The organism is Pseudomonas sp. Z4-20 (genome assembly GCF_051131955.1).
Classification (GTDB): domain Bacteria; phylum Pseudomonadota; class Gammaproteobacteria; order Pseudomonadales; family Pseudomonadaceae; genus Aquipseudomonas; species Aquipseudomonas marvdashtae.
In genome coordinates this window covers 2,151,483-2,166,295 of sequence record NZ_CP071641.1, presented here as the reverse complement: position 1 = coordinate 2,166,295, position 14,813 = coordinate 2,151,483, and the positions used below count along the sequence as shown (strand labels likewise).

Sequence of the window (14,813 nt, the reverse complement as noted above, 5' to 3'; positions counted from 1 at the left end):
CAACTGCTTCTTCATTCCGAGTGAAGGGGAATCCGAACGGTGAACGTAGTGCCCCCGCGCACCTTCGAATGGACTTCGATCGTACCCTGGTGCGCCGACACGATCGCCGAGGCGATGTAAAGGCCCAGCCCCAAGCCCGCCGTGGGGCCGTATTGCATATCGCCGCTGCGCAGCTGCCGGACCAACGGATTGAAAATGCTGTCGATGGCGTCCTTCTCGATAGGCTTGCCCTGGTTGTTGATCGCGATGACGGCTTCATCCCCTTCGCAGCTCAACGAAACCGTGATCGGTGCACCCGCTGCGCCATGCTGGACCGCGTTGCCGATCAGGTTGGAAAACACCTGTTCCATCCGCGACGGGTCGAACAGCCCTTCGAGCGCACCGCGGGTCTCGAAGTTGATGGTGCTTTCCGGGTGATAGGCGCGCGCCTCTTCCACCATGCCTTCGCATGCCGCCACCAGGTCACCCTTGAAGCGCTGTACCGGGATGCCAGAACCCAGCTGGGTGCGCGTGAAGTCCAGCAGATCGCCGACGATCTTGTTCGCCCGTTTGACGCTGGTGTAGATGCGTGAAGAAATTTTGGTCGCCTTGGCCGGCAGGTCGCCCGCGCGCAGGAGCACTTCGGAACCGAGCAGGATGGCGCCCAATGGGCTGCGCAGATCATGCCCGAGGATCCCCAGAAACAGATTGCGCGCCGCGTCGACTGCCGCTGAATAGCTGACGACCGATTCTGCCAGGGCTTGGTCCACGGCTTCGTTGAAGCGGATCACATCCGACATCGCCTTCGCTTGATCCAGTTGGGCATGGGGCATCCAGAGCATCAGCACACTGGTGCGCAGCGCACGGTATTCCGAAACCATCTGTTCGACGGTGAACCCGGACGACTGGCGGATGACCGCGTGGGTTTCAGCGGCGGTTTCGGCCTCTGCCGCCGGAGCGTCGCCCAAGGACTTGGCAATCTGCTCTTCGGGGGTCTGCTGGGTGCGCAGGTCAACGGCGATGGTTCGCAGCATCTGCTCGGCATGGTCGCGCAACGCCACCGAATCCATGCCAATCGACGCCGGGGTGATAGTTCTGGCGAAATCCTCCCAGGCCTGAAGGATCGGTTCTATGTTGTCGACAATGAAATCAGCCAGGCGCATGGGTTGCTCCGCGAGAAGGTCAAAAGGACCGGTGCCGGAAACAACGCAGCGGTTAGTTGTTTTACAGCAAATCGTTATCGGATGTACGCCCGCGTCTGGAATCGAAAGACGACGACTGCTTCGCAGCCGAACGGAAGCAAGCCCCCTCGCCACGCAGACTGCGATAGCTCGGAAAACCGAGACTTGTCTGTGTCTGCTTGATCCGGTACAAACACTTCAGAGTTGTACGACAACCTATAACTAAAAATAGACCCCTCCGAGGCATTGCTGCTTCGGCGGCCTGCCTTTGAGATACCTGCCATGACCCGCTCCATCGCTGCATCCGATGCCCCTGCTCCATTCCCGCGCCATATCGCCGTGCTCATTCTGCTCTGCATGGGGTGTGCCTTCGCCGGCAACCATGTGGCCGCGCGGGCGGCCTTCGATGACGGTGCCGGCGTTTTGCTGGCGATCCTGATGCGCTCCGGTGGGACGCTGCTGGTATTGGCGGCGATGGTCTTGTGGCAACGTCAAAGCCTGCGCCTGCCCGCTGGTGCCTGGCGCTGGCAATTCGTCCTCGGGCTGTTGATCGCAGCCCAGAGCCTGTGCCTGTACTCGGCCGTCGCCCGGGTGCCGGTGGCGCTGGCCCTGTTGGTGGGCAACCTGTTTCCGATCTTGCTGGCGCTGCTGACCTGGGCGCTCGGTGGCCCACGCCCCACCGCCCGCACGGCAGCGTTGATGGGGATGATCCTGGTCGGCCTGGTGTTCGTGCTGGAAGTACCGGCGCGATTGTCGTCCCAGGCCGACGTCGGCCCACAGTGGCTGTTGGGCGTTGGCCTGGCATTCTGCGCCGCGTGCGTCTTCGCTTGCGCGTTGTGGATCACCGACCACAAGTTGTCCCAAGTCCGCGGTTCGGTGCGCAGCCTGCTGACGATTTTCATCGTGTTCAGCAGCGTCAACCTCGCAGGGCTGACCGGCGCACTGCCTGGCGGCCTCGACCTGCCAGCCACCAGCACCGGCTGGTTCGCCCTGGCCACCCTGGTGGTGCTTTACGGCACGGGGTTCATCGTGCTGTTCATTTGCGTACCGCGCCTGGACATGCCACGCAACGCCCCGGTGATGAACATCGAACCACTGGCAACCTTGCTGATCGGTTGGCTGGTGCTGGACCAGATGCTCAATCCGGGCCAAGTGTTCGGCGGCGCGATCGTGGTGGCGGGCATTGTGTTGCTTACCTGGCGCAAGGTTGAGCGGGCCAAGGTGGCTGTGGCTGCTCGCGATTGACCCGCACCGTTGAGCGGTCTGAAAAACATTGTGGCGAGGGTGCAAGCTGCCTCGCCACACGGTCTACGAAAAACCTGCCAATTTCACACTGGCCGACGCACCGCCCTCACCTTGCCACTGCCACCCCCGCCACAGAAAAACCGGTCGGCCCCATCGGATTCCAGCCCCGACACGCCGGTCCCCGGCGGCATGGTCACGCTTTCGAGCACTTGCGCGGTCTGCGGATCGATGCGCCGAAGGTCGCTCTCGTCGTTTTCCCAAGTGCCGTGCCAAAGTTCTCCATCGACCCAAGTCACGCCCGTGACGAAGCGGTTGGATTCTATGGTGCGCAGGATCTTCCCGTCGGCCGGGTCGATCTGCAGGATCTTGCGCGCCTTGTACTGGCCGACCCAGAGCGACCCTTCGGCCCACGCCAGTCCCGAATCGTCACCGCTGTTGGGGGCCGGAATCGTCGCCAGTACCTGGCCGGTGTGCGGGTCGATCTTACGGATGCTGTCGCCAGCGATCTGGAAAAGATGTTCACCGTCGAACGCCGTGCCTGCATTGGCTGGGACATCGAGCGACTGCACGGTCTCGCCACTGGCAGGATCAAGGGCGTGCAGCTTCTCGCCTGAAGCAAACCAGACGCGCTCGCCATCATGGCTTACGCCGTGCACGCAATCGACGCCCGGAAAAGGACCGTATTCACGCAGGATTTGTGCTTTTGACTGTTTCATCTCGCTCGCCTCGTCGGTGGGTGTGACTGCATCCTAACGATCGGCTGGCAACGCAGTGAGTAACAATACCGTCGCGAATCCAGGCATCGGCGGCGCGGTCCAGCGACGAGCCCTGGCGCGGCCAATCGATTGCGCCTTGCCGCGGGCGGCCAGGGTTTCCAAGGCCCGTTGCACGCTGCGCTGGCTGGTGTCGAGAACCAACGCCAAGGCCGAACTCGACCACGCTTCACCGTCCGCCAGCAGTGCCAGCACTGCGCCGTGGGGTTGCTCGATGACGCGCGCCAGCACCACGACCTCGTCGGCATGATGCGGCGCCAAGGTAAAGCCGCGCTTCGTTGCGAGCACCCCAGCCATCGGGCGAAGCGCCGTCCGCAGCCGTCCCATTTCAACCCGCAGCCGCGCGCGATGGGACTCGTCCGTCAGTTTCAAGCCAAAGGCCTGGGCCATGAGCGTTTCCCTCGACACGTCGCCGGGCCAGGCTTGGGCCAGCTCTCGCGCCAAGGCAAACAACACCGGGCGCCGTGAAAGGGAAACCTGAATACCCGCGCCATTCACTCCATACCGACACGCGTCCACCACCAGCGCCGCGCTGTCCAGCATCGCTTGAACCTCCTCCAGGATAAGCAAGCGCTCCTGGCCTCGGGCAATCAGGCGCGCCGCAGGCGTTTGGAGGATTTGCCAGGCGCTTTCAATCTCCGCGTTCAGCGCGCCGATGCCCGCTTGCCGTGCCGCTTGCCCAGCCCTTTCGAGAGCGGCACGGGCGATTCGCGTTTTTAGCCGGCGCATGGCAATGCCCGCAGCCACTAGCTCGCAAGCTGCCCGCGATGCGCAAGGCAGGCAGGACAGATCCAGATCAGCAAGCCTGCGCTCGGCCTCATCGAGTCGACCGAGCAACAGCAGGCGGCGGATCTCGATGGCATGGGCGTGCCCTACGTTCGCCCGGTCGCCATGGGCTTGGAGCACCGCCCGCGCGGCGTCGAGGCGCTTCGTCGGCCACGTCAAGTCACGGGACGCCAAGGCAATTTCGCCTTCGGCGACCACGCACCTTGCCCGGGCCACGGCTTCCTTGGGCCCAAAGGCAGCCGCCGCACGACGCATCAGGGCCCTGGCGTTGGCCAGATCCCCCAACTGCGCCATGGCAATGCCACGCAGCGCGAGAGCCGGGGCATCATTGCGCAAGGCAACACGATTGAGCGCGGCCACCGGGTCTCCCGCCGCCAATGCTTGCGCTGCTGCGTTGATTTCGTAATCCATAAACGATGGTCTTTGTGGCAATGGCCTTTGTGGCGAGGGAGCTTGCTCCCGCTGGGGGCGCAGCGCCCCGAAAATTTTGCGACCGCTTCGCGCTCGAGCGGGAGCAAGCTCCCTCGCCACACAAGCCTGCCCGCATCCTGAACTGCCCTGCCGGCCCAGACCCAAGTGGATATCGGCTACAGGCGGATCCTGGCCGCCGATATCACATCGATCCGCGAGACCGCACTGCTCAGCCGTCCCAGTTGCTGATTGTGATCGGCAATGATCTGCTCGGCCGGCAGGCTGCCGTTGGCTACCGTGGAATGAGCGTCGGCGGCCAAGACAACCTCATATTCCAATGTATGAGCCTGACGTACGGTGGCATTGATGCAGTGGTCGGTTTTCAGCCCGCAAATCACCACCCGATCAATGCCCCGGGCCTGTAACAGGGCCAGCAGATCGGTCTGGTAGAACGCGTCCGCTGTGGTCTTGCGCACCCGCAGGTCGTCCGCCCCGGTAGCCAGGCCATCAGCCAACTGCCAGGGAGCGGAACCGTAGGCCAGCGATCCCTCCAGCTCTTCATGCTGGACCAGGATTACCGGCAAGCCGACGGCCCGAGCCCTGGCACTGAGGTCGTTGATGGTCCGGATCAGGCGTGGTCTGTCGAAGCATTCTTCTTCGCCGGCACACAGCCCTTCCTGGACGTCGATGATCAGCAATGCGGTATTCATGTGTCCCTCTGCGAACGGTTAGTAGCCCATCGACAGGCCGGTATTGCGGCGCGGGTCGTTGGCGCCGTAGAAGCGATTCTTGCCCACGGGCTTGCCACCCAGCGACGGCGCGCCCACCAGGATCGCAGCAATGTGGTTGGGGTCCTGCGGGCCGGCAAACTTGTGGCCCCAGCTTTCCAGCAGCTTGAGCGTATCGGGGCTGGCGGCGAAGGTTTCCAGGTTGGTTTCTTCCGGCATCCATTGTTGATGGAAGCGCGGCGCATCCACCGCTTCCTGCAGGTTCATGCCGTAGTCGATCACGTTGAGAATGGTCAGCAAGGTGGCGGTGATGATGCGGCTGCCGCCGGGCGTACCGACGACCATTACGGTCTTGCCGTCCTTGGTGACGATGGTCGGGCTCATGGACGACAGCGGTGCCTTGCCCGGCGCGATGGCGTTCGCCTCACCCTGCACCAGGCCGTACATGTTGGGCACGCCGACCTTGGCGGTGAAGTCGTCCATCTCATCGTTGAGGATTACCCCGGTCTTGCTCGCCATCACGCCGGCGCCGAACCAGTCGTTGAGGGTGTACGTGACGGAAACGGCGTTGCCCCATTGATCTACGATCGAATAGTGCGTGGTATTGCTGCCCTCGTGGGGCGCCACGCCGGGTTTGATCTTGTTGGAGTCGCCAGCCTTCTGCGGCTCGATCGCGGCCCGCAGTTTTGCCGCGTAGTTCTTGTCCAGCAGATGATCGATGGGGTTCTGCACGAAGTCCGGATCGCCGAGGTAACTGTTGCGGTCGACGTAGGCGTGACGCATGGCTTCGATCTGGTAGTGCATGCCTTGGGCCGAATGGAACCCCAGGTCTTTCATCGGGTAGCCATCGAGGATGTTCATGATCTGGCACAGCACCACGCCGCCGGAACTGGGCGGTGGAGCGGAAATGATGTGGTAGCCGCGATAATCGCACTCCACCGGCGCCAGCTCGCGGGTCTTGTACTTGTCGAGGTCGGCCTGGGTGATGATGCCCTTGTTGGCCTGGCTGGACGTCACCAGGGCGTCGGCCACCCAGCCTTTGTAAAAGCCGTCGGCGCCCTTGGTAGAAATTTCCCGCAGGGTTTTGGCGAGGTCTTTCTGCACCAATTTCTGCCCGGCCTGCATCGGCTCGCCGTTGTGCAGGAAGATCGCGCCGGAATCACGCATGTCCTTCTTGAACACCTCGGTGGCGGTTTCCAACAGGTCGACATCGCCCTGTTCCAGGACGAAACCTTCCTCGGCAAACTTGATCGCCGGGGCGATCAGTTCGGCGCGGGGTTTGCTGCCGTATTTCTTCAACGCCAGCTCCATGCCGGACACGGTGCCTGGCACCCCTACCGCCAAGTGGCCGCGAGTGCTGAGTTCGGGAACGACGTTGCCGTCCTTGTCCAGGTACATGTCAGCCGTGGCGGCCAGCGGGGCTTTTTCGCGGAAATCGAGGAAGGTCTTGCGGCCATCGGCCATTTGCAGGGTCATGAACCCCCCACCGCCCAGGTTACCCGCCGCGGGATAGACCACCGCCAGCGCATAGCCCACCGCCACCGCCGCATCCACGGCGTTACCACCGTTCTTGAGGACGTCGACGCCGACGTGAGTCGCCAGATGCTGGGCCGTCACCACCATGCCGTTCTCGGCGGCAACCGGGGCTTGGGACGCGGCGTGCACATGGAAACAGCTAAGGGTGAGTGAAGTGGCGATGAGGGTCCGGGCCAGGGATTCGAACTTCATGAGTCGGTCTCTTCTTGTTCTAAGGGTCGGGATCGCTTCAAAAGCATTAGGCAGTATGGCTCGGTTTACCAAATGCGCCTGTCCGCCGACGACCGGGTGACGGCAAAGTACCCTTTGAGATAGGCTCGTGCGCTGCTTTTTATTGAACAAGGACATCGCCCATGACGCTGCGAATCGAACGCACGGACGCCCCCACCGACGCGGAACGCCAGGCCATCCTCGCCCCGCTACGGGCCTACAACACCGCCCAGACCGGCGGAAGCGCCCCTGAATTGGTCGCCTGGTTGGTGCGGGACGAGCACAACGAAATCGTCGGCGGGCTGTATGGCCGGGTGTTCTTTCGTTGGCTCTATATCGAATTGCTGGTGGTGCCGGAACAGGCCCGGGGCCAAGGCACAGGCTCAGAGCTGATGCAGATGGCCGAGACGCTGGCCAGGGAGAAGAACTGCGTGGGTATCTGGCTCGACACTTTCGATTTCCAGGCCCCGGATTTTTACCGCAAGCACGGCTTTACAGAGTGCGGCCAGATCGATGACTACCCGCCGGGACATCAGCGCTTCTTCTTTCAGAAGCGCCTGACCGTCGACTAGAGACACGTCGCCAGCGCGGCCAACCGGCGCTTGGCGACGAAATCCTCGTGCTTGGCGTAGTAATTCAATGCCGTGCCCGTGGCGCTGGCTTGTATATCGACAAATGATTCGGCCGAGCGGGTGTAGACCGTCGAGCCGCCTTTCTTGCCCGGCTGCAGGTAGGCACCAGCATCGACCCCGAACACCGCTTCGTCCTCCCATGCGAACTTCACGCATTGGGCGACATTCTGCTCTGGCTTGTCGGAGGCCAGGGTCTTGTAGGGGGTTTGGGTCCGGGCCTGTTCCATGGCCGAACCTGCGCAGCCGGCCAGCAGGGTTGCGGCCATGGCCACCATCAGCATTCGCATTGCGTTCACTCATTGAAAAAAAACGGACTGTAGCACTGCCACCCGGGCGTCCGGGCGGCTTTAATCAAATTTACACGCGACAGCGCCCCACGATTCGCGCAACCTGTCGCGCCATTGCCTCCAGCCATCGCGGAACATTCCATGACACCCAACGCCGAGTTCTACAAACCCACCGCCGAATACGCCGACAAACTGATCAGCCAGATCGGCCAGACACCCTCTTGGATCGCCAAGCGAATCGGCGTCACCGACAAGCGAATCCGCTACATTCTGGACGGCGAACGCACCGTCAAGGGCGAAACCACGCCGATCCAGATGACCTACACCGAACAGTTCGCCCTCGAATGCCTGGCGGCAGCGGCCAAGGCCAGCAAGAAGCAATCTTCATCCCCGAAGGAGTGATCATGGCGGCAACCGAACAGCAACACGAACGAGCCCTGGAAATCTTTCTCGACCAGCGCCCCGAGCTGCGCATCGAGCTGGACAATCTCAACCCGCTGCTGGCTCAGGTCAAGGGCGAGACGGCGGCGCAATACCGCGCTGAGCGATTGCACGAAGCGTTCGAAGCCGAGGCCGAGCGCCTGGGCCTGTTTGCCTGGGAGCTGACCTTGCAGCTTACCGCCGCCTCGCCGCAGGAATACCAGGCCCAGCGCCTGGAGGTGCACCGGGAAGTGGCGGAGATGGCGGGGATGGAATGGGCGGAGTATTGCGAGTTGAATGGCCTCAAAAGCCAAGGCTGAGCCCGTGGTGAGGGAGCTCGCTCCCGCGCCACTCGGGTTCATTGATCCGCCGAGCAATCGCCCCACCGCCGATAAAGCTTTATCATGGCCGCAGTTCTACAGATCGGGTCTGTCATGAAGTTCGCCATCGCGCTGTTTTCCGCCGCCCATGCGCCCTCCTCGCGTCGCGCCTTGCTGTTTGCACAGGCCGCGCTGGCCGGTGGGCATGAGATCGTGCGGCTGTTTTTCTACCAGGACGGCGTCTATAACGCCGCCAACAGCATCGTCTCCCCCCAGGATGAACAGGACCTGCCCCGGCAATGGCACACGTTTGTCAGCGACAACCAGCTGGACGGTGTCGTGTGCATCGCGGCGGCGTTGCGGCGTGGCGTGCTCAATAACGAGGAAGCCCAGCGCTACCAGCGTCCGGCGGTCAGCGTCGAGGCGCCCTGGGCCTTGTCCGGGCTGGGCCAGTTGCACGATGCAATCCAGGACGCCGACCGCTTGATCTGTTTTGGAGGCGCGTGATGGCCAAGTCTTTATTACTGATCAGCCGCCAGGCGCCATGGTCCGGCCCTGGCGCCCGGGAAGCGCTGGATATCGTCTTGGCCGGCGGCGCATTCGACTTGCCTATCGGCCTGCTGTTTCTCGATGACGGCGTGTTCCAGCTCGTCGCCGGCCAGGACGCCAAGGCCGTCCAGCAAAAGGACCTGAGTGCCAATTTGCAGGCATTGCCGATGTTTGGCGTCGAAGACCTGTTTATCTGTGCCGAAAGCGCGACACAACGCGGTCTCGCCACCGATGCCCTGGCACTGGCCGACTTGAACGTACTGAGCGCAACGGACATCGCCGCGCTCATTGACCGATACGACCAGGTGATCACCCTCTGATGTCGACTTTGCATGTGTTGTCTCATTCGCCCTTCGGCGACAACCGCCTCGCCAGTTGCTTGCGGCTGCTGGGGAGCCAGGATGCGCTGCTGCTGTGCGGCGACGCGACGTATGCGCTGCAACCTGGCACCGTGCCGTTTGAAACGTTGCAGTCCGGCAGTCGCAAGTTGTTCGTACTCGCGCAAGACGCCCAGGCCCGTGCCCTGCCCGTTCCAGACTGGGCCGAAGCCATCGACTACCCGGCCTTTGTGGAGCTGTCGATCCAGCATGACAAGGTCAACAGTTGGCTATGAATGCGTTGACCGTGGGCGAGCGCACCCTCGCGCTGGACAAAGACGGCTACCTTGCCGACCGGCGCGACTGGTCGGCCGACGTCGCCACGGCCCTGGCCGCCGCCGAAGGCATCGAGCTGGGCCCCGAGCACTGGGAAGTGCTCCAATTGCTGCGGGCCTTTTATGATGAATTCCAGCTTTCCCCCGCGACCCGACCGCTGATCAAGTACACCGCGCTGAAACTCGGCGTGCACAAGGGCAACAGTCTGCACCTGAATCGATTGTTCAAAGGCACTCCCGCCAAACTCGCCGCCAAGCTGGCGGGCCTGCCCAAACCGACGAATTGCTTATGACCGACTTTCCAGCGCTGACCCTAGAAACCCCGGTCGAACACCCGTTCGCCCAATTTGTGCGCATCCTTGGCAAAGGCAAGCGCGGCGCGCGCAACCTGACCCGCGAAGAAGCCCGTGAAGCCATGGGCATGGTGCTTGATGAGCAAGTCGAAGAGACCCAGCTCGGCGCATTCCTGATGCTGTTGCGGCACAAGGAAGAAAGCGCCGAGGAAATGGCCGGCTTCACCGAAGCCCTGCGCCAACGCCTGGTAGCGCCGACCTTGGCGGTTGACCTCGACTGGCCGACCTATGCCGGCAAGAAGCGCCACCTGCCCTGGTACCTGCTGGCGGCCAAATGCCTCGGGCAGAACGGCGTGCGAATCTTCATGCACGGCGGCGGCGCCCACACGGCGGGCCGGCTCTACACGGAACAGTTGCTTGGTTTGCTGGATATCCCCTTGTGTCGCGACTGGCAACAGGTGGGCACGGCGCTGGACAACGGCGGCCTGGCGTTCATGCCGCTGGTGGACTGGGCATCGCAAATGCAACGGATGATCGACCTGCGCAACACCCTCGGCCTGCGCTCACCGATTCACTCCCTGGCGCGAATCCTCAACCCGTTGGGCGCCCGTTGCGGCCTGCAAAGCATTTTCCATCCTGGCTACCAGGCCGTGCATCGCGATGCCAGCGGATTACTCGGTGATACCGCCATCGTGATCAAGGGCGACGGCGGCGAAATCGAAATCAACCCGGACGCCGACAGCCATTTGTACGGCACCACTGGCGGCGCCAGCTGGGACGAAGAATGGCCACGGCTGTCCGAGCAGCGCCACGTCAAACCGGACAACCTCGACCCGCAACACCTGAAAGCCGTCTGGCGCGGCGACGTCGAAGACAGCTACCCGCAACTGGCGCTGATCGCCACCATGGCCCTGGCATTGCGCGGCCTGGGGCTGACTCGCGAAGCGGCTTTCGACCGCGCCCGGCAATATTGGGATGCGCGAAATAGATCGATTTAGCCGATCATCAACGTCCAACCTTTGCGCTTTTAGTTCGAACCTATCGGAATAGACTCGTCTCAAAGCAATATTGAGCGAGGATGTCGAGATGGGTTTGTTAGTTGAAGGCCGCTGGCAAGATCAGTGGTACGAGAGCAAGGACGGCAGTTTCCAGCGTGAGCAGGCGCAACGCCGCCATTGGATCACCGCCGACGGCAGCGCCGGCCCCTCCGGCGAGAGCGGGTTCGCCGCCGAGACCGGGCGTTATCATTTATATGTGTCCCTGGCTTGCCCTTGGGCGCACCGCACGCTGATCTATCGCAAGCTCAAGGGCCTGGAAAATCTGATCGACGTCTCGGTGGTCAGCTACTTGATGCTCGAAAACGGCTGGACCTTCGACCAGGCTCACGGCTCGACGGGCGACAAGCTCGACCACTTCGACTATCTGCATCAGCGCTACACCGCCGATACGCCGGACTACACCGGTCGCGTCACCGTGCCCGCGCTGTGGGACAAACAGCAGCAACGCATCGTCAACAACGAATCAGCGGAAATCATCCGCATGTTCAACACAGCCTTCGATGGCTTGACCGGCAACAACCTGGACCTCTACCCAGAGCGCCTGCGCGGCGATATCGATGCGTTGAACGAGCGCATCTATCCGGCGGTGAACAACGGCGTCTACCGCGCCGGCTTCGCCACCACCCAAGCGGCTTACGAAGAAGCCTTCGACCAGCTGTTCGCCGAACTGGACCGTCTGGAAGCCCTGCTGGACACCCGCCGCTACCTGGCTGGGGAGTACCTGACCGAGGCCGACATCCGCTTGTTCACAACGATGATCCGTTTCGACGCGGTGTACTTCGGCCACTTCAAATGCAACCTGCGGCGCATCGCCGACTATCCGAACCTGTCGAACTGGCTGCGGGAGTTGTACCAATGGCCTGGGATCGCCGAGACCGTGGATTTCAAACATATCCAGCGCCACTACTACGGCAGCCACAAGACCATCAACCCGAATGGGATCGTGCCTAAGGGGCCGAAGCAGGACTTCAGGGTGGCGCATGATCGGGAACGGTTGAGTGGGAAAGGGATTTGGCGAGCTTGAGATCGCTCCCAACGCTCTGCGTGGGGAACGATCAGCGCGGTCTCTAGACCTGACCCTGGGCGCCTTCGAACCACGCCAGTTTCTCGCGCAGTTGCACCACTTCCCCGACAATCACCAGCGTCGGCGCATGGACTTCATGCTCGGCCACCAGGCGTGGCAGATCCGCCAGGGTGCCGGTGAATACCCGCTGGTTCGAAGTCGTGCCTTGCTGGATCAGCGCTGCCGGCGTGTCCGCCGCGCGACCGTGCTTGATCAGCTCCTCGCAAATGACTGGCAGCCCCACCAACCCCATGTAGAACACCAAGGTCTGCGCCGGGGAGACCAGGTCCACCCACGGCAAGTCGCTGGTGCCGTCCTTAAGATGGCCAGTGATGAAACGCACCGACTGCGCATAGTCGCGATGGGTCAGCGGGATCCCGGCATAGGCCGCGCATCCACTGGCCGCGGTGATGCCTGGGACCACCTGGAACGGGATGCCATGGGCCGCCAGTTCTTCGATTTCTTCGCCGCCGCGGCCGAAGATGAACGGATCGCCCCCCTTCAACCGCACCACGCGCTTGCCTTGCCGGGCCAGATCAACCAATTGCTGGTTGATCTGGTCCTGGGGCACGGCGTGTTCGGAACGGCGCTTGCCGACGTAGATGCGTTCGGCGTCGCGTCGGCACAGTTCCAGGATTGCCGGGGCTACCAGGCGGTCGTAAAGCACCACGTCCGCCTGCTGCATCAGGCGCAAGGCGCGGAAGGTCAGCAGGTCCGGATCGCCCGGCCCGGCGCCCACCAGATAGACTTCGCCCGGCGCGTTCGGCGCCTGGCCGTCGATCTTTTCCCGCAGCAGGCGCTCGGCTTCGCCGCCCTGCCCCGCTAATTGACGGTCGGCGATAGGACCTTGGAACACTTCTTCCCAGAAGGCCCGGCGCTGCTGCACGTCCGGGAACAGCTGCTTGACCTGAGTGCGAAAACGCGCCGCCAGCCCGGCCAGTTGCCCATAGGTCGACGGAATCCAGGTCTCCAGCTTGGCGCGGATCAGCCTCGCCAACACCGGCGCGTCACCACCGCTGGACACCGCGATGACCAAGGGCGAACGGTCGACGATCGCCGGGAAGATCACACTGCACAGCGCCGGTGCGTCCACCACGTTGACCGGCACGCAACGCTTGTGAGCATTGGCCGAGACCTGGGCGTTGAGCGGCTCGTCATCGGTGGCGGCGATGACCAGGCCGCAGCCGTCCAGGTCCGATTCCACGTAACCGCGCAGGATGCATTCACCGCCGCTGCCACTGACCAACTCCCGCAATTGCGGCTCGATGTCGGGCGCAACCACCCGCAGCAACGCACCGGCATCGGCCAACAAGCGAGATTTGCGCAAGGCGATCTCGCCGCCGCCAACCACCAGCACGCGGCTGCCGCGCAGGTTGTGGAACAGTGGCAAATAGTCCATTTAGCCGATGACCTCGATGCCGCCCATGTACGGTTTCAGCACTTGCGGCACACGGATCGAACCGTCGGCCTGCTGGTAGTTTTCCAACACCGCCACCAGCGTACGGCCCACCGCCAGGCCGGAGCCGTTGAGGGTGTGGACCAGCTCCGGCTTGCCGGTTTCCGGATTGCGGAAACGTGCCTGCATGCGGCGGGCCTGGAAATCACCGCAGTTGGAGCACGAGGAAATCTCGCGGTACTTGTCCTGGCTCGGGATCCAGACTTCCAGGTCGTAGGTCTTGACCGCGCTGAAGCCCATGTCGCCGGTGCACAGCGCCAGGGTGCGATACGGCAGCTCGAGCAATTGCAGGACCTTCTCGGCGTTGGCGGTCAGGCTTTCCAGGGCTTCCATGGATCTCGACGGCTCGACGATCTGGACCATTTCGACCTTGTCGAACTGATGCTGGCGGATCATGCCGCGGGTATCACGGCCCGACGCACCGGCCTCGCTACGGAAGCACGGCGTATGGGCGACAAACTTGATCGGCAATTGCTTGGCGTCGACGATCTCGCCAGCGACGATGTTGGTCAGCGACACTTCGGCGGTCGGGATCAGGTACAGATCCGCCTCGCCTTCGCGGCTGATCTTGAACAGGTCTTCCTCGAACTTTGGCAACTGGCCGGTGCCCTGCAAGGCAGGCGCCTGGACCAGGTACGGCGTGTAGGCCTCCTCGTAGCCGTGCTCGGTGACGTGCAGGTTGATCATGAACTGCGCGAGTGCGCGATGCAGACGGGCGATCGGCCCGCGCAGCAGGGCGAAACGCGCGCCCGACAACTTTGCCGCGGTCTCGAAGTCCAGCCAGCCGAATTTCTCGCCCAGGGCCACGTGGTCCTGTACCGGGAAATCAAAGGTTTTCGGCGTGCCCCAACGGCGCACTTCGACGTTGCCGTCTTCGTCTTCGCCGACCGGCACCGATTCGTGAGGCAGGTTCGGGATGCCCAGCAGGATCGAATCCAGTTCGGTCTGGATCGCGTCCAGTTCGGTCTTGCCGGCACTCAACTCGTTCGCCATGCGCTCGACATCGGCCATCAGCGGCGCGATGTCTTCGCCGCGCTGCTTGGCCTGGCCGATGGATTTGGAGCGCGCGTTACGTTCAGCCTGCAGGGCTTCGGTGCGGGTCTGGACGGTCTTGCGCTGTTCTTCCAGCGCTTCGATGCGCGCGACATCCAGGGCAAAGCCACGGGATGCCAGGCGGTCCGCTACGTCCTGAAGGTTGCTACGTAACAGTTTGGAATCGAGCATGTCGGTCTCT

Annotated in this window: 18 protein-coding genes; 10 read left to right on the top strand and 8 right to left on the bottom strand. The window is 62.8% G+C overall.

What is annotated here, in order from left to right:
* Positions 1–11 precede the first annotated feature (11 nt).
* Complete coding sequence (locus J3P82_RS10085) at positions 12–1,142, bottom strand: sensor histidine kinase (protein ID WP_434562713.1); 1,131 nt, start codon at positions 1,140–1,142, stop codon at positions 12–14.
* Positions 1,143–1,517: 375 nt separating this feature from the next.
* Here J3P82_RS10085 and J3P82_RS10080 point away from each other — a divergent pair, with 375 nt between their 5' ends.
* Positions 1,518–2,405, top strand: coding sequence for an EamA family transporter (locus tag J3P82_RS10080; RefSeq protein ID WP_434563770.1), 888 nt, complete (start codon positions 1,518–1,520; stop codon positions 2,403–2,405).
* Positions 2,406–2,488: 83 nt separating this feature from the next.
* Here J3P82_RS10080 and J3P82_RS10075 read toward each other — a convergent pair whose 3' ends face one another.
* The 4 genes from J3P82_RS10075 to ggt all read right to left on the bottom strand — a co-directional run bounded on the left by J3P82_RS10075 (position 2,489) and on the right by ggt (position 6,831).
* On the bottom strand, positions 2,489–3,121 hold the full coding sequence (locus J3P82_RS10075) for a Vgb family protein (protein ID WP_434562711.1): 633 nt from the start codon (positions 3,119–3,121) through the stop codon (positions 2,489–2,491).
* Positions 3,122–3,154: 33 nt separating this feature from the next.
* A complete protein-coding gene (locus J3P82_RS10070; RefSeq protein ID WP_434562709.1) occupies positions 3,155–4,375 on the bottom strand; it encodes a helix-turn-helix domain-containing protein in 1,221 nt (406 codons plus the stop codon).
* A 176-nt stretch (positions 4,376–4,551) separates the two neighbouring features.
* Positions 4,552–5,085, bottom strand: coding sequence for a cysteine hydrolase family protein (locus J3P82_RS10065; protein ID WP_434562707.1), 534 nt, complete (start codon positions 5,083–5,085; stop codon positions 4,552–4,554).
* An 18-nt stretch (positions 5,086–5,103) separates the two neighbouring features.
* The gene (gene ggt / locus J3P82_RS10060; RefSeq protein WP_434562705.1) at positions 5,104–6,831 is read right to left on the bottom strand and encodes a gamma-glutamyltransferase; all 1,728 of its coding nucleotides are present in this window, start codon (positions 6,829–6,831) and stop codon (positions 5,104–5,106) included.
* A 161-nt stretch (positions 6,832–6,992) separates the two neighbouring features.
* Between ggt and J3P82_RS10055 the strand changes: the two genes are divergently transcribed.
* Entirely contained in the window at positions 6,993–7,421 is a 429-nt protein-coding gene (locus tag J3P82_RS10055) for a GNAT family N-acetyltransferase (protein ID WP_434562703.1), read from the top strand.
* Here the strand turns inward: J3P82_RS10055 and J3P82_RS10050 are convergent.
* The gene (locus tag J3P82_RS10050) at positions 7,418–7,768 is read right to left on the bottom strand and encodes a hypothetical protein (RefSeq protein ID WP_434562701.1); all 351 of its coding nucleotides are present in this window, start codon (positions 7,766–7,768) and stop codon (positions 7,418–7,420) included. The genes J3P82_RS10055 and J3P82_RS10050 overlap by 4 nt on opposite strands.
* 141 nt (positions 7,769–7,909) lie before the next feature.
* On the opposite strand from J3P82_RS10050, the gene J3P82_RS10045 reads away from it, so the two are divergent.
* The 8 genes from J3P82_RS10045 to J3P82_RS10010 all read left to right on the top strand — a co-directional run bounded on the left by J3P82_RS10045 (position 7,910) and on the right by J3P82_RS10010 (position 12,084).
* Positions 7,910–8,170, top strand: coding sequence for a hypothetical protein (locus J3P82_RS10045; RefSeq protein ID WP_109755533.1), 261 nt, complete (start codon positions 7,910–7,912; stop codon positions 8,168–8,170).
* A 2-nt stretch (positions 8,171–8,172) separates the two neighbouring features.
* Positions 8,173–8,508 carry a DUF6388 family protein gene (locus tag J3P82_RS10040; protein ID WP_434562699.1) on the top strand — a complete coding sequence of 112 codons (336 nt, stop codon included), beginning with the start codon at positions 8,173–8,175 and terminating at the stop codon, positions 8,506–8,508.
* 114 nt (positions 8,509–8,622) lie between these two features.
* Complete coding sequence (gene tusD, locus J3P82_RS10035; protein ID WP_434562697.1) at positions 8,623–9,015, top strand: sulfurtransferase complex subunit TusD; 393 nt, start codon at positions 8,623–8,625, stop codon at positions 9,013–9,015.
* Entirely contained in the window at positions 9,015–9,377 is a 363-nt protein-coding gene (tusC, locus tag J3P82_RS10030) for a sulfurtransferase complex subunit TusC (protein ID WP_434562695.1), read from the top strand. Before tusD ends, tusC begins: the two co-directional genes overlap by 1 nt.
* Positions 9,377–9,670 (top strand): sulfurtransferase complex subunit TusB, encoded by a 294-nt coding sequence (gene tusB, locus J3P82_RS10025; RefSeq protein ID WP_434562693.1) that lies wholly within the window; start codon positions 9,377–9,379, stop codon positions 9,668–9,670. Before tusC ends, tusB begins: the two co-directional genes overlap by 1 nt.
* Complete coding sequence (locus tag J3P82_RS10020) at positions 9,667–10,002, top strand: TusE/DsrC/DsvC family sulfur relay protein (protein ID WP_434562691.1); 336 nt, start codon at positions 9,667–9,669, stop codon at positions 10,000–10,002. The genes tusB and J3P82_RS10020 overlap by 4 nt, the downstream gene beginning before the upstream one ends.
* Positions 9,999–11,000, top strand: coding sequence for a glycosyl transferase family protein (locus J3P82_RS10015; protein ID WP_434562689.1), 1,002 nt, complete (start codon positions 9,999–10,001; stop codon positions 10,998–11,000). Before J3P82_RS10020 ends, J3P82_RS10015 begins: the two co-directional genes overlap by 4 nt.
* An 88-nt stretch (positions 11,001–11,088) precedes the next feature.
* On the top strand, positions 11,089–12,084 hold the full coding sequence (locus J3P82_RS10010) for a glutathione S-transferase family protein (protein WP_434562687.1): 996 nt from the start codon (positions 11,089–11,091) through the stop codon (positions 12,082–12,084).
* A gap of 43 nt (positions 12,085–12,127) precedes the next feature.
* Here the strand turns inward: J3P82_RS10010 and cysG are convergent, their stop codons facing one another.
* Positions 12,128–13,522, bottom strand: coding sequence for a siroheme synthase CysG (gene cysG, locus J3P82_RS10005; RefSeq protein WP_434562685.1), 1,395 nt, complete (start codon positions 13,520–13,522; stop codon positions 12,128–12,130).
* Positions 13,523–14,803, bottom strand: coding sequence for a serine--tRNA ligase (serS, locus tag J3P82_RS10000; RefSeq protein WP_434562683.1), 1,281 nt, complete (start codon positions 14,801–14,803; stop codon positions 13,523–13,525).
* Positions 14,804–14,813 lie beyond the last annotated feature (10 nt).

Coding starts and splice junctions, on each gene's coding strand:
- J3P82_RS10085 (WP_434562713.1), bottom strand. CDS start 1,142: ATGCGCCTGGCTGATTTCATTGTCGACAACATAGAACCGATCCTTCAG.
- J3P82_RS10080 (WP_434563770.1), top strand. CDS start 1,518: ATGGGGTGTGCCTTCGCCGGCAACCATGTGGCCGCGCGGGCGGCCTTC.
- J3P82_RS10075 (WP_434562711.1), bottom strand. CDS start 3,121: ATGAAACAGTCAAAAGCACAAATCCTGCGTGAATACGGTCCTTTTCCG.
- J3P82_RS10070 (WP_434562709.1), bottom strand. CDS start 4,375: ATGGATTACGAAATCAACGCAGCAGCGCAAGCATTGGCGGCGGGAGAC.
- J3P82_RS10065 (WP_434562707.1), bottom strand. CDS start 5,085: ATGAATACCGCATTGCTGATCATCGACGTCCAGGAAGGGCTGTGTGCC.
- ggt (WP_434562705.1), bottom strand. CDS start 6,831: ATGAAGTTCGAATCCCTGGCCCGGACCCTCATCGCCACTTCACTCACC.
- J3P82_RS10055 (WP_434562703.1), top strand. CDS start 6,993: ATGACGCTGCGAATCGAACGCACGGACGCCCCCACCGACGCGGAACGC.
- J3P82_RS10050 (WP_434562701.1), bottom strand. CDS start 7,768: ATGCGAATGCTGATGGTGGCCATGGCCGCAACCCTGCTGGCCGGCTGC.
- J3P82_RS10045 (WP_109755533.1), top strand. CDS start 7,910: ATGACACCCAACGCCGAGTTCTACAAACCCACCGCCGAATACGCCGAC.
- J3P82_RS10040 (WP_434562699.1), top strand. CDS start 8,173: ATGGCGGCAACCGAACAGCAACACGAACGAGCCCTGGAAATCTTTCTC.
- tusD (WP_434562697.1), top strand. CDS start 8,623: ATGAAGTTCGCCATCGCGCTGTTTTCCGCCGCCCATGCGCCCTCCTCG.
- tusC (WP_434562695.1), top strand. CDS start 9,015: ATGGCCAAGTCTTTATTACTGATCAGCCGCCAGGCGCCATGGTCCGGC.
- tusB (WP_434562693.1), top strand. CDS start 9,377: ATGTCGACTTTGCATGTGTTGTCTCATTCGCCCTTCGGCGACAACCGC.
- J3P82_RS10020 (WP_434562691.1), top strand. CDS start 9,667: ATGAATGCGTTGACCGTGGGCGAGCGCACCCTCGCGCTGGACAAAGAC.
- J3P82_RS10015 (WP_434562689.1), top strand. CDS start 9,999: ATGACCGACTTTCCAGCGCTGACCCTAGAAACCCCGGTCGAACACCCG.
- J3P82_RS10010 (WP_434562687.1), top strand. CDS start 11,089: ATGGGTTTGTTAGTTGAAGGCCGCTGGCAAGATCAGTGGTACGAGAGC.
- cysG (WP_434562685.1), bottom strand. CDS start 13,522: ATGGACTATTTGCCACTGTTCCACAACCTGCGCGGCAGCCGCGTGCTG.
- serS (WP_434562683.1), bottom strand. CDS start 14,803: ATGCTCGATTCCAAACTGTTACGTAGCAACCTTCAGGACGTAGCGGAC.